This window comes from Algoriphagus sp. (genome assembly GCF_029254265.1).
In the GTDB taxonomy this organism is placed as follows: domain Bacteria; phylum Bacteroidota; class Bacteroidia; order Cytophagales; family Cyclobacteriaceae; genus Algoriphagus.
The window spans coordinates 1-13,746 of sequence record NZ_JAQWXX010000026.1 but is presented as its reverse complement, the minus strand read 5'-3'; the positions used below and the strand labels follow the sequence as shown (position 1 = coordinate 13,746).

Below are 13,746 nucleotides of genomic sequence, written 5' to 3'. Positions count from 1 at the left end.
AGTGACTTATTTTTCAAATGCATCGTTTTTATTCACTTCCGAAGATGGAAATAAACTCTTTCAAGACTTGAGCTAGAATTTCAGTTCAAGTGCATCACTCAAAAGTTTAAAGCTCTTACGGTGCCAGATGCAATCTCCATGATTTTTGATTCCTTCTCGATGTGCTTTAGTCGGGTAGCCTGCATTTCTTTCCCAACCGTAATAAGGGAATTCTTCAGCGAGCTTTTCCATCATATTGTCTCTATAAACTTTAGCCAAAATAGAAGCTGCCGCTATGCTTGCATATTTCCCATCTCCTTTGATTACGCAGGTGTATGGAATAGTCAATTGAGACCTAAATCTGTTTCCGTCAATGAGCAAGTGTTCGGGTTTTTTTCCGAGATTTTGAATCGCGCGGGTCATTGCTAAAAATGAGGCATTTAAAATATTGATTTTGTCAATCTCAGCAACCGATGCTTCGGCGATTTCCCAAGCGACAGCCATTTCCTTTATTTCTGAAATCAGGTCTTCCCGTTGTTTTTTTCCAAGCTTTTTAGAGTCATTGATCCAATGATTCGAATAGTCAGAAGGCAGGATTACTGCAGCTGCTACTACTGGCCCGGCAAGACAGCCACGGCCAACTTCATCACAACCAGCTTCGAGTCGATTAGCTTCTAAATAGGGTAGTAGAGGCATTGGGTAAATGTTCGCTTTCTTTGTAATATTTATGGATCATCTCAGACACCAAGCCAGTCCAGCCAGTTTGATGGGAAGCCCCTAAGCCTTTGCCGGAGTCACCATGGAAATACTCATAGAAGAGAATATAATCCTTGAAATGAGGGTCAGTTTGAAATTTTTCATTGGCGCCAAAGACAGGTCGATTTCCATTTTCATCTCGCATAAAGATTTTCATGCAGCGCATAGAAAGCTCTTTTGCAATGATATCCATTGTCAGAAAATTCCCTGAGCCTGTTGGGTATTCGATTGAAAAGTCACCTCCGTAATAGAAGTCAAATTTTTTCAGAGACTCAATGATTAGATAATTGATAGGAAACCAGATTGGTCCCCGCCAGTTGGAGTTTCCACCAAACATTCTTGTGTCTGATTCTCCTGGAGTGTATTTGATCGAAAGATTGTCTCCGTTGATTTTCATCGCATACGGATTTTTTTCGTGGTATTTCGATAAAGACCTGATTCCATACTCACTCAGGAATTCTTCAGAATCTAGCATTTTATGCAAAACCGACTTCATGCGATGTCCTCTCAATAGTGAGAATAAGCGTCTTTTGTGGTAGCCGGGCTGAATCCAACTGGACACTAAAGCAGCGAGTTTTGGTTTTTCTCTAAGAAAAAAATCTAATCGCTTTTTGAATTCAGGAAGCTTGTCAAAAAGTTCTTCTCGAATAGGTTCAACTGCAAAAAGAGGAATAAGTCCCACGATTGATCGTACTTTCAGTTTATTGGGCTCTTTTCCTTCGAGATGAAATACATCGTAAAAGAAATTGTCCTCATCGTCCCAAAGTGAAATTCCCTCTTTCGAGATATTATTCATTGCTCCCGCTATGTAGAGAAAGTGCTCTAGAAATTTTGTGGCTGTAAATTGGTAGACGGTATTGAACTCGCAAAGGTCTAAGGAAATACGAAGCATGTTTAAGGAAAACATCGCCATCCAAGAAGTACCGTCGGCTTGCTCTAACTTACCTTTGTAATATTTGGCATGACTTCGATCGAAAAGCGAAATATTATCAAGTCCCAAGAACCCACCTTCGAAAATATTTTGACCATCTGAATCCTTTTGATTGACCCACCAAGTGAAATTGAGCATGAGTTTGTGTAGTGCACGCTCTAGGAATTCCTGATCTCCGACACCATTATTCGCTTTCTTATCGATCTGATAGACTCGTTGTACTGCATACGCATGAACTGGAGGATTGACATCCGAGAAGTTCCATTCGTATGCAGGAATTTGCCCATTTGGATGCATATACCATTCATTGAGCAGGATTAAGAGCTGATTCTTCGCGAACTCAGGATCCAGCCTTGCCAAAGGAATGGTATGAAAAGCTAAATCCCAAGCTGCATACCAGGGGTATTCCCATTTATCAGGCATTGAGATAATATCGTAATTCTGGAGGTGCTTCCAATTTGCATTCCTTCCCTTCTTTCTAGCTATAGGGGGTACGTATCTTCCGGGATCTCCTTCCAGCCAGCGCTCGACATCGTAATAGTAAAACTGCTTGGACCATAGCATTCCTGCCCAAGCCTGTCTTTGAATCCTTTTAAGATCTGGATCAGTAACTCTTTCCTGAAGCTCGTTGTAAAATTCATCCGCTTCAATAATTCTGTTGGCTAGGCATTCATTACAAATCTCAAGTGGCTCATCCTCAAATTGGTGCTGCAAGCGTAATTTTATTTGATGACTTTCCCCAGCAGGAATGGTTATTTTATAAATAGCTGCTGCCTTGGTTCCAAAGTCATCCGGATTAACGTGAGAATCATCTCCTGATATCACATAATCATTGATCCCGTCTTTTAGATAGTTACGTTCATTGGCTATTCCATATAACCGCTCCCGATTCGTCTCGTTATTGCAAAATTTCAGCTCTGGATTTCCATCAAAGGAGATGCTGTAATTTCCTGACTTGGGGTTGAAAGCCTTAATTGAATTATCAGTTCGCTTACTGAGTTTTGGCATGAACGGCTCATGCCCTGTGTACCAGGTTTTGCGAAACCAAAGCGTAGGCATTACCCAAATCGTAGCCTCTTCAGGACCTCTGTTGTGTATGGTGGCGACTGCTACAATATCTTCGATATCTTTCTTTGCATATTCAATAAATATGTCGAAGTAGCGATCCTCGTCAAAAATCCCGGTATCGATCAACTCGTATTCCGGTTTGGTTTTATCTCTACGAAGGTTTTCTTGGAGGAGAGACTGGTAAGGGAACTCTGCCTGAGGATACTTATAAAGCATCTTCATATAGCTGTGGGTAGGGGTAGAGTCAAGGTAGTAGTAGATCTCTTTGACGTCCTCACCATGATTGCCCTGATTACCAGTCAGACCAAAAAGTCGCTCTTTGATAAATGGGTCTTTACCATTCCAAAATGCCCATGCCAAGCAGAGCTTTTGCTTGTGATCAGAGATACCCGCTATCCCCTCTTCTCCCCAGCGGTAGGCTTTACTTCTAGCATCATCATGCGTTACATTCTCCCAAGCGGAGCCATCTGCACTATAATCTTCTCGAACAGTACCCCATTGTCTTTCAGTGAGGTATGGTCCCCATTTTTTCCAATGTTTCTTGAAATGGCGGTCTTCTTGTAATCGTATATTTTCAGCTGACATGTAGTATTCTAGGTCTTGAGCAAGGCCCGAAATTAAAACTTCCTGTCCTTAACTCCCAACTATGTGCCGTGAGTTTAAAAATGAGCTTAAAAAGTTGAAAGCAAAATTTTCAGATGATTTATGAATTTGACCATTATTGAAGAATTTTTTATTGAAAATCTGTCAAATCCAGCAGAATCAGGAGATAATTCAAAGTTTTACACCCAATGGCAATTAAAAAAGATAAATCAAGTATCTAATATTTTTTACTTCTACACTTGTAGAATAATAATAGTCTTCTACATTTGTAGAAATACTTTTGAAGTCTATGAAATTATCGAAAACTGAAGAGGAGCTAATGAATCATTTATGGGAGCTTAAAAAAGCTTTCATGAAAGACTTGTTAGAAGTTTATCCTGAGCCAAAACCAGCCGCAACGACCATTTCCACTTTGTTAAAGCGGATGCAGGACAAAGATTTTGTGGGCTACGATTTGGTGGGAAATATGAGACAGTATTTTCCTTTAGTTAGTAAGGAAAATTATTTCAGTAAGCATATAAACGGACTGATCAAAAACTTCTTTAATGATTCTCCCGGACAATTCGCCTCTTTTTTCACTAGGAAGACCGAACTCTCCGAAGAGGAGTTGCTAGATTTAAAAAGTATAATTGAAGACCAGTTAAATCAGAAAAAGTGATGGTTTACTTATTCAAATCCATAGTCTGTTTGCTTGTTTTGTTACTTGCGCATCGACTGCTGCTTCAGCGAGAGACCATGCATAGATTTAATCGGTTTTTCCTGTTGTTTTCAGTTGTGGCATCCTTTCTTATTCCGCTTTATACCATCGAAGTAGCTCAAGAAAGAGCAGCGGTACCGGATGAAGTAGTTTCTGAGCCTACTTATTTTGAAGCTACAAGTCAGGACTTCAATCAAGAACAGGTTTCTGCTGCAATACCAGAATCCCAGTTTAATTGGGAATACCTTCTTCTTGGAATTTATACATTGATTTCCCTCCTGTTTTTATATCGATTTGTAAGGAATATCACGATTCTAGTCAATAAGATTCAGCGAAATGTTAAGATCAATTATCGTGGTCAAACGTTGGTTTTACTCAAAGAGGATTCACTTCCATTTTCCTTTCTCAAATATATTTTTTTGTCAGAATCAGATCTAGAAAACGGAAAATTCACGGATGCTGTATTTGAACATGAGCGGACCCATGTGGTTGAAAGGCACAGTTGGGATAATCTATTTATTGAGGCTTTGCTAGTGATTTTTTGGTTTCATCCGGGATTGCATTGGGCAAAGCTAGCGATCAAACTCAATCATGAATTTATTGCTGATGAAGTGGCTTTGCGAAGCACTCCTTTGGAAAAATACGAGAGCCAATTGCTTGCTATGATGATTTCTGAGCAGAGGTATGACCTAGTCAGTAGTTTGAATTTTTCCTTAACTAAAAAACGATTTGAAATGATGAAGCGTAAGTCAATGAATTCCAAAAGTTGGATCAAGATCCTAATGGTGCTTCCGGTTTTAGGAGCTTTGGTATATTTTTTTAGCGAAAAAGTGATTTCTCCAAAATCTGATGATAAAAAAATGAGTGAGGTTCATATTTATCCCTTGGATTCAGAGCAGTCAGAAAAAGTCTATGATCTGACAGTTTATTTGGTGTCGGATGGTAGGTTCATACTTAATGATGTACGGAGCACCAATATTTATGAAATGGATGAATTATTTGAAATAATAGAACAAAATGCTCCGACTAATCCCAATATCAAAGTGGTAATTCATGAAGGAAATACCTTTGGTGATGTAGAAAAAGCTAAGTCAGTTTTTCGAGATCATGGAATTAAAAAATTGGTCTGGATGGATCCAGACGGAGATAATAAGGTCGAAGAACTAGGTGATAATGTCTACACTATCGCCTTTGGTTTGCCGTTCCAAATGCTCACCAAAGCTCAATATTATAGCGAAACAAAGTTCCAGATTAAACAATCAAACGGAACAATCGAAGAATTCAGCTACGGTGAATTATCAGATAACTATAAAAATGATTTGCCAAATCCCCCGGGCGAAATCAAAAAAAATAAGCCAAGCGCAGACCTTTTTGAAAGCTGGAAAAATGGCGATGAATTTGCGCTTTGGATTGATGGAAAGGTAGTTCCGAATTCAATTTTAGAAGAATTAGAGGTCTCTGAAATTGCTCATTACACCTCGAGTTTCGTTCATTCTAATGCTCGTTCGGAGCATTTTCCTCAGAAATATCAAGTGAATATTTATAGCTTATCAGGTTTTGAAAATACGTATGGCAAATATTCGGATTTCGGAAAGAAACCTTTGGGTGGCACAATTACTCTTGGAAGTATGAGTACGGAAAACAATATGTCAGTAAGCTCCATATCTCAGGTATCTGAATCATATATACCCAACAGTAGTACCTTCAATAAGCAAGCCATAGCATTTCAACTTCAAATCACTAATGCCGGCATTTTCACCCAACCTTCAAATCAGGAAATTGAAGCGCTCCGCACGCAATTCCTGGCGTTGGAGTCAATCTACTTTAATCTGCCTATGGAGGAAAGGAGAAAAGTTCAGCGAGTGAGTTTTCCCTACGCCAAAATTGAAAAGAATGGTCAGATTAGGTATAAAAAGTTTGAATTCTTGACTCCGGAAGAGCGGAATTCATTAGGATGCTAGGTAGACCTCAGCTTAAAGAAGGCAAAGATCCCTGAGGGATAGTCCTTTGGTTTTTCTGCTTTTGCATTAAAGCTTCCGAAGTCAATGCTCTGAATATGACCGGCCAAGAATCAACCCAATTTTTGTATTGAAAGGATTCCATGGAATCCTTTTTTTGTAAACTTTCCAGCTTTGCAAAATCAAAGTTATCTGAGGCAATTCCCACACCTGAAACCTCCGCATCCAAAGCATTACAAGCTTGCTCGTATTGGCCTGCTACAGGAATCATCATAACAGGCTTTCCGAGGTATTTTGCCTCACACACAGATTCAAATCCCGCCGTACAAACCAAGCCTTTGCAATCGGCCATGTCCTGCAAAAACTTGCGATCATGCACACGGTGGAAGCTCAGATTTGGAAGTGGAAGCTCTGTTTCAGCGGCTTCTTTTTGATCCCAATAAGCTTTCACTTTCAGTTGTGGGTTTGCTTTGGCAAAGTTAAAGACTTCCTCGGCATAGCCAGGATTGACCATGTAGGCCAAATAAAAATCCCCTGTTTTTGGCTCAAAAACTTTTACTTCAGATCGAAGAAGTGGCGGAACAACGCGTACTTTTTGGTTGGCGTAGTGGATTTGAGGCAAAAAACTCAATGCAAATCGTTCGTCTGCACCAAGACTGGTTAAAGCAGTATTAAACTGGAAGAGAAACTTTTCAAGCGGTCGGTTTGGTACAAATTTGAAGCATGGATGCTCTATCAAATACTGATGCCCAATCACCCAAAATAGCGTTTTTGGACGAAAAATGAAATTGTAAAGTCCACCTAGGAGGTCATAGAAATTTAAGATTACGTCTGGATTTTCAGCTTTCACGATTTGTTGAATGCTGGTCAGGCTTTGATGAAACGTCTTTAGCTTGACGCTATTTTTCAAGATCGTTTTTAGGATCGAGACCTTCTTTTGATTGCCATCCGTTTCAAAGTTTGGACTCTCTACCAAATGGATTGGTGCTTTAATTTCCCTCTCAAAAAACTCAGGAACTGCTCTTCGTTTACTTTTCCCCAGGATAACAGCTACTAATTCATGACCAGATTTTTCCAATAAGCTCGAAAACGCAATTGCCTGGGTCATATGTCCGCGACCTTCTCCCTGAACAATAAATAGGAATTTCATTGATTATCGGATTGATGGTGGACTCATATCCTCATGACTTCGATTGAAGGAAACTTCTCGAAGTGGAAAGCTTTCAGGTGATTCAGTGCCTTTAAAATAGCTTTCAATTTTCGGAGCACTGACTTGCTTGAAATCTACCTCATTGTAATAGATCAATTGCCAATTACCGGCATGATCTTCCGAAAGTGCACTTAGTGTCTCGACCCAATCACCTGAGTTTAAATACTCGATTCCTTCGATAATTCGGTTTTCTGCTTTGTGGATGTGTCCACAGATGATACCGTCGCAGTTTTTTGATCGAGCCATTTTTGCGAGCTCAGTTTCATATTGATCCACATAAGCTACTGCGGATTTCACTTTGTTTTTGACATATTTCGAAAGTGAAAAATAAGGCAATCCGCGTTTGTAGCGGTAATGATTTACCACTCTATTTAACCATAGCAGAAAGGTGTAACCCATGTCACCGAGGTAGGCGATCCATCGTAAGTTGGTAGTGATACTGTCAAACAGATCGCCATGGGTTACAAAGTATTTTTTACCATTGCTCTCATAAATCATGTCTGTCTGAATGGAGAGATTTCCGATTTGGAGGGGTAAAATCTGATCTAGAAAATCGTCGTGATTGCCTCGCAAATAGTAAACTTTGGTATTCGTTTGTTCGATCATTTTCAGAATTCGGTTGAAAAATCTCGTATGCTTTCTTTTCCAGGATCCTGATTTTTTGAGTTGCCAACCGTCAATGATATCCCCGTTGAGGATGAGGTTTTCGCAGGTGAACTGTTTGAGAAACCGGGCGACTTCTTTGGCTTTTGAACCTTTCGTGCCCAAGTGAACGTCAGAAATGACGATAGTTTTGTAGTGGGTTTTCACAGTATTGGTTTTGATCTAAATGTATATCATCCAGATTAATCCAATATGTTTAGGTTGTTACTAAATCGCTATGTATTCGAAATGATATTTGGTAAAAATGAACTAGCTATTAATTTAAAATTAAAAAGGGCGTTCTGATGAGTTTCTTTTGATTCTGGAGTAGTATTTCAAGCTTCAAAATGGGATTTTATACCAATGGTCAAGATTTTATTGCCTTTAGATTTAGATTCGAAGCCAAATCAAAAAATCAAAGATGAAAAGAATTTTATACGTTTTGGGGATGTTCCTGTTTTCTGCAGGAGTTTTTGCCCAAGAAACCACTTACAAAGGCAACTATGAGCTTGCTGCACGCTACTCCCCTGGACAGCTTAAAAAAATGATCTTTTCTACCAGTGTTAATCCCCATTGGTTGAAAAAATCAGATCGTTTCTGGTATGAATATGAAACCAGTGACGGGAAAAACTGGTACCTGGTAGATCCTGTCAGAAAGACAAAATCCCCACTTTTTGACCGAGACAAATTGGCAATGGAGATCACCAAAATAACAAAAGATCCTTACGATGGTCAACATCTGAAAATCGAGGATGTGAAATTTTTGGAAGATGAAAATGCCATCCGATTTAAAGTAGAAGGTACGGAGAAAGTGCTAAAATCCGATTGGGAGGAGATTAAGGCAAAGGATAAATCAGCCAAAGATTCCATGGAGAATAAGACCTTTGTGTTTAATTACTCGATTGGAAATCAGACTTTGACAGAAATCAAAGATGCTGCAAAAGATCCTAAGCGCATGTCATGGGCAGATATTGCGCCAGATTCATCCAGAATAGTATTTGCAAAAAAGCATAACTTGTACTGGATGGATAAAGCCAACTTCCTGAAAGCGGTAAAAGATGACAAAGACTCTACAATTGTAGAGTATCAGTTGACTACTGATGGAGAAAAAGACTACGAATATGGATATGGCGGAAGAGGTGAGGATAATGTGGAGGAAGAGAAAAATAAGAATAACCGTAAGCGGGCAGGTGTACTGTGGAGTACAGACTCCAAGCAATTTATTCTGACTCGTACTGATGCTAGAGCCGTGAAAGACTTATGGGTAATCCACAATACTAGAAATCCTCGTCCTACCCTTGAGACTTATAAGTATGCGATGCCAGGAGAAAAAGAGCAGCCAAGAACTGATTTGATGCATTATTCTTTCGAAACTGAAACTCTTAGCAATCTACCTATTAGTACTTTCAAGGACCAGACTGTAAGTCTTTGGTCTACTACTCCAAAAGCAAATACTCGTGATGATGACTTCCGTCCGGCTACTTGGTTGGGGGATTTGAATGAGTTTTATTTTGCGATCACCTCGAGAGATCTGAAAAAAGTGGATGTCTATCGTTGGAATATTGCCAAAGGTGAAAGAGAATTAGTCATCGAAGAGCGCAGTAATACGTATATCGATTTCGAAAAAGTCGAATTGGTTAATGGAGGAAATGAGCTGATTTGGTGGTCGGAGCGTGACGGATGGGGTCATTTTTACCTTTATGGAAAAGACGGTTCGTTGAAGCGTCAACTGACTTCAGGCGCATTTCACGTGGCAGGTGCTGTAAGAGTGGATGATAAAAACCGAAGATTGTTTTTTGCAGCCAATGGCAGAGAAAAAGGGGAGGATCCTTACTATGAACATCTCTACAGTGTGGGTCTTGATGGAGGAGCGATATCCTTGCTCAATGCAGGCGATTACAACTTTGACATGGAAATGAATGACAATGCGAGCTATTTTGTAACGAATTATTCTCGGGTAAACACTATTCCTGTGTCAGAGCTTCGAGATCGATCTGGTGCCAAAGTTATGGATTTGGAGAAAGCGGATTTGTCTCAGCTTTTTGCTTCGGGCTATCAATTCCCTGAACCTTTTAAATTCAAAGCAGATGATGGAATCACCGATTTGTATGGCGTGATGTATAAGCCTTTTGATTTTGACTCTACGAGAAAGTATCCAATTATCGAATATGTGTACCCAGGCCCACAGACTGAAGCAGTGAATAAATCATTTGGTCGAAGTATGGACCGTACAGATCGTTTAGCTCAGTTTGGTTTTGTAGTGGTGACTTTGGGCAACCGTGGAGGCCACCCAGCTCGCTCCAAATGGTATCACAACTACGGTTACGGAGATCTTAGAGATTATGGCTTGGCGGATAAAAAAGCTGCTGTGGAGCAATTGGCAGATCGCCATGACTTTATTGACAAGTCTAAAGTTGGGATCCATGGGCATTCTGGAGGAGGATTTATGTCCACTGCGGCGATGCTCGTATATCCCGATTTCTTCAAGGTTGCAGTTTCTTCTGCCGGTAACCATGAAAACAACATTTACAATCGCTGGTGGTCAGAGAAGCATCATGGTGTAGAAGAGCGGATTTCGCCAAAGGGTGATACTACTTTTGTCTATCAGATCGAAAAGAACCCTGATTTGGCCAAAAATCTTAAAGGTCACCTGATGCTTTCGCATGGTGATGTGGACAACAATGTGCATCCTGCAAATTCCATCCGAATGGCAAATGCTTTAATCAAAGCCGGAAAGCGATTTGAATTTGTAATCATGCCAGGTCAGCGTCATGGCTATGGAGATATGGTGGAATATTTCTTCTGGAAAATGGGAGATTACTTCGTGCAGCACTTGCTAGGTGACAATACGCCTCCTCCAGTGGATATGATAGAAATGCAGCGGGATAAGCCGAAGGATAAATAGATTTTATATTAAAAAGTTAAAAAAGCCTGATTTCTGAAAGAAATCAGGCTTTTTTTTGATGAACAGTTTAATGTTTTGCTTTAGAGGAGGTGAAATCTAGACTGTATTTAACCTGAAGCCAAGCAACTTGGCTTAAAACAAATTCTTCAGGAATAATAGAGGTAGTAAATTGGAGGTTGTAAGTAAATGCAAAACTCAATTCTTTGTTCCATTGCACTGTGGGGCTGATGATAAATCGGTTTTTGTCAAAAACTCGACTGGAGATCTGTTTTCCTGCTTTCAGAAAAATCTCATCTCCCACGTTTAAAATAAGTTTTCGATCATGGTTTTTGCTTGAAAGTCCAAAAAGTGGAATGCCCAGCATTACAGAATAACGAAATCGATAATTGAATCCTAAATCCGAGAAAAGGCTTAGGTTTGATTTATCCTTAAAAAATTGTTCTTCCAGTCTGAACCGCTGACTTAGACCTACTTTCCCAAGGTTGGTTTTATAGCTTATTTCTTGATAGGGTCGAAACTCCTGAAGGATGACTAGCTCCTCACTATAAATACCTACATGAGCAAACCCAGCTGCTACCATGACCTTAGGTGAAATTAAGTATCCAATTCCGCCACGGACAATAAAGGAAGTTTTTTGACTGAATCCCTCTTTCCAGCGAATACCCCCATCTAGCATTATTGTCCATCGACAAGTGAGTTTAGCCTCATTGTAAGACTGAATCCATTGCTGTGATGTATTTATGATCTTTTTTTGGGAAAAAGTGGGATTACTAAGTAAAATGAAAATAACACCAACAAAGCTTTTGGTGATGTTTCTGAGGATATTGGGGGATGAGGTTTTCAAATTAAAGGAAGGAATAAAGCTTATGACTGAGGGCTAATCCCCCTCAAAACTCACTCAAATGTATCAAAAAGGAAGTGGGATTTTTCTACATATTGATACCAAAAAGATAACCAACCAAATCGGAATTTCCCATAGCTAATGTTCCTCAGGTGGTAATTGTTGATCGTTATTTTTGGAGTAGGGTTTTGGTCATAAGTATTGAAAGATTAGCTGTACCACTTAAAATTCAAATGGAATATGATTCTTCAGGTATATGAATCTAGCTATTTTATCTCATTTGAAACGATAGGCTTGAGAGAAGGATTGGGAATTCTCGCTCCTCGAAATAGCTGGCTGAGAAAGAGGCAAACAAGGAGATCGCGACCAGATTTATAGGTGGAGACTCTACTCATCTGAGGTATTTATAAATTACAATTAAAAAAAATTGATGCATCCTTTTGGGAAGATTTTCCAAAGCATTTCCTATAAAAGAATTAAAAATTTAATCTTAAGATTGAATTGACAGAATCGAACTAATAAAAAACCCTTTATACCTTATTCAATCCCCATCAAAGGTTCTTTTTGTAAATAGCCCAATGTTTGTTAAAAAAATTATCTGTGGCCTGAACAGTCTTTTTATAATATTCAAAATTAGAATAATTAAAAAAGAATGAGTCTGACTCGTCGTAGAGTAGTAAATCGGATCTGCTGCCTACTTTTTCTGAAGCCATTTGATAATTTTCAGCAGTGATAGTTGGGACAAGATTATCCTTTGTTCCCAATAAAAATAGGGTGCGGGAATTCCAACTTTGATATTGTGCAAAGGTGAAAAGTCTTTATACTACTTTCAATTCGTTCAAACCCATATCCTTCAAGTCCATTATCAATTACCGGATTAAAAAGAACTAAGGCATTCGGGATAGGGCTAATGTTGAGATTATCGGTGTCTTCAATAAAATTTTCTATCAATGCAGTAGCTGTTGCTAAATGTCCGCCTGCAGACCCCCCGTCTGTGATAATCTGATCAAGTTCAACATGAAATTAACCTGCATTTGTCCGTACATATTGAATTGCAGATTTAGCGTCTTTTAAAGATTCAAAAGGACTAGTTTCATTCTGATTTTTGGTCCGATAATCTACCAAGAATCATACGAATCCTCTTTTTGCAAAGTAGGGTGCTTACTGCTCAAAATGAGCTCTAGTTCCTCTTGCCCAACCGCTACCAAAAAAGAAAACTAGGGCTAGATACGATATCGAAGTATTGGTTTGCTTAGGGTAAAGAACCTCCATGAATAGTTGAGTATTACCCACTTCTTTGTATTGAAAAACCTGTTGGGTCTTTGTAACCTCACTTTGAAATAGTAAAGCGAATAAAATAGGGAAAGTACTACGAGTCAAAAAACAATACTAGGCTTATTTTCATTTTGTTAGAAGAAAGATTTCATAATTATTCTCATTTATTCCAGTTAGTTGCTTTCATTATTTCACTTGGAAATTCATCGATACCTTTAATCTGGATGTTTTTGTAGTAAGCTTCTGCTCCTTCTGATTGGATTTGAATCTTTCCCCCTCGTAATGGAATCTCGAGGCCATCTTCTTTATATCGAGCTTCTGTCAAAGCCGATACTACATTACCATTTATTATAAAAACTGCTTTATCTCCGATCGACATGATTTCAATGGTGTTCCATTCTCCAAAGGATTTTTCGTAATTCTTAGAACGAACCACTTGTTCTGCAGTAAATCCTGGTAAGAAAGAAACAGCCACCTTTACTCCGTTCGGATCGTAGATTAAGCTTCCGTCATCTTGATCTTTTCGAACTGGTAAATTAGCTATTGTCCCAGCTAATGCGAAAAAGTCGCCAAAGTCATTTTCCTGAATTTGGCACTCTAAACTTCGCATCCAGACGTTCCAAAAGGCTCCTTGTCTACCAGTACAATGAATAAGCAAACCATTGTCCCTTTGCATACCCAATCGTGGTTCCCATTTCTTTTTCCCCCACTTGAATTCTGCTTTAAAGTGATAATCTTGATAATCTGACTTACTCGTTAGACTGTATCCATCCGATCAACCCCATATTGCTAAAGGCCTCCTGACTGTATAATGTTGCAGGATGAAAAACGTAAGCAACGAAGAATACTATTCCCTTTTCTGTAAATGGAGGGAATCCGGT

Annotated in this window: 8 protein-coding genes and 1 pseudogene; 3 read left to right on the top strand and 6 right to left on the bottom strand. The window is 39.2% G+C overall.

From position 1 onward, the window contains the following. Nucleotides 1–72 precede the first annotated feature (72 nt). Both P8O16_RS03335 and P8O16_RS03330 read right to left on the bottom strand, forming a co-directional pair. Nucleotides 73–675, bottom strand: a complete 603-nt coding sequence (locus P8O16_RS03335) for a ribonuclease HII (RefSeq protein WP_300310852.1) — start codon at nt 673–675, stop codon at nt 73–75. After that, nucleotides 647–3,319, bottom strand: coding sequence for a glucosidase (locus P8O16_RS03330; protein WP_300310850.1), 2,673 nt, complete (start codon nt 3,317–3,319; stop codon nt 647–649). The genes P8O16_RS03335 and P8O16_RS03330 overlap by 29 nt, the downstream gene beginning before the upstream one ends. 307 nt (nt 3,320–3,626) lie before the next feature. Here P8O16_RS03330 and P8O16_RS03325 point away from each other — a divergent pair, with 307 nt between their 5' ends. Both P8O16_RS03325 and P8O16_RS03320 read left to right on the top strand, forming a co-directional pair. Continuing rightward, nucleotides 3,627–3,995: a BlaI/MecI/CopY family transcriptional regulator gene (locus P8O16_RS03325; RefSeq protein WP_300310846.1), complete on the top strand. Its 369-nt coding sequence runs from the start codon at nt 3,627–3,629 to the stop codon at nt 3,993–3,995. After that, complete coding sequence (locus tag P8O16_RS03320) at nt 3,995–5,995, top strand: M56 family metallopeptidase (RefSeq protein ID WP_300310843.1); 2,001 nt, start codon at nt 3,995–3,997, stop codon at nt 5,993–5,995. The genes P8O16_RS03325 and P8O16_RS03320 overlap by 1 nt, the downstream gene beginning before the upstream one ends. A 7-nt stretch (nt 5,996–6,002) precedes the next feature. On the opposite strand, the gene P8O16_RS03315 is transcribed toward P8O16_RS03320, so the two are convergent. After that, nucleotides 6,003–7,142 (bottom strand): glycosyltransferase family protein, encoded by a 1,140-nt coding sequence (locus tag P8O16_RS03315; RefSeq protein ID WP_300310840.1) that lies wholly within the window; start codon nt 7,140–7,142, stop codon nt 6,003–6,005. A 3-nt stretch (nt 7,143–7,145) separates the two neighbouring features. After that, complete coding sequence (locus P8O16_RS03310) at nt 7,146–8,012, bottom strand: UDP-2,3-diacylglucosamine diphosphatase (protein ID WP_300310837.1); 867 nt, start codon at nt 8,010–8,012, stop codon at nt 7,146–7,148. A 253-nt stretch (nt 8,013–8,265) separates the two neighbouring features. Here P8O16_RS03310 and P8O16_RS03305 point away from each other — a divergent pair, with 253 nt between their 5' ends. Further along, the gene (locus P8O16_RS03305; protein ID WP_300310835.1) at nt 8,266–10,749 is read left to right on the top strand and encodes a DPP IV N-terminal domain-containing protein; all 2,484 of its coding nucleotides are present in this window, start codon (nt 8,266–8,268) and stop codon (nt 10,747–10,749) included. Between the two features lie 67 nt (nt 10,750–10,816). Here the strand turns inward: P8O16_RS03305 and P8O16_RS03300 are convergent, their stop codons facing one another. Continuing rightward, nucleotides 10,817–11,593, bottom strand: a complete 777-nt coding sequence (locus P8O16_RS03300) for a DUF2490 domain-containing protein (protein ID WP_300310833.1) — start codon at nt 11,591–11,593, stop codon at nt 10,817–10,819. 1,432 nt (nt 11,594–13,025) lie between these two features. Further along, nucleotides 13,026–13,619 (bottom strand): annotated as a pseudogene (locus P8O16_RS03295) (DUF1080 domain-containing protein); the annotation flags it as partial. Nucleotides 13,620–13,746 lie beyond the last annotated feature (127 nt).

Excerpts from the sequence above, each read along its gene's own strand:
- P8O16_RS03325 (WP_300310846.1), top strand. The coding sequence starts at position 3,627 with ATGAAATTATCGAAAACTGAAGAGGAGCTAATGAATCATTTATGGGAG.
- P8O16_RS03330 (WP_300310850.1), bottom strand. The coding sequence starts at position 3,319 with ATGTCAGCTGAAAATATACGATTACAAGAAGACCGCCATTTCAAGAAA.
- P8O16_RS03335 (WP_300310852.1), bottom strand. The coding sequence starts at position 675 with ATGCCTCTACTACCCTATTTAGAAGCTAATCGACTCGAAGCTGGTTGT.
- P8O16_RS03320 (WP_300310843.1), top strand. The coding sequence starts at position 3,995 with ATGGTTTACTTATTCAAATCCATAGTCTGTTTGCTTGTTTTGTTACTT.
- P8O16_RS03305 (WP_300310835.1), top strand. The coding sequence starts at position 8,266 with ATGAAAAGAATTTTATACGTTTTGGGGATGTTCCTGTTTTCTGCAGGA.
- P8O16_RS03315 (WP_300310840.1), bottom strand. The coding sequence starts at position 7,142 with ATGAAATTCCTATTTATTGTTCAGGGAGAAGGTCGCGGACATATGACC.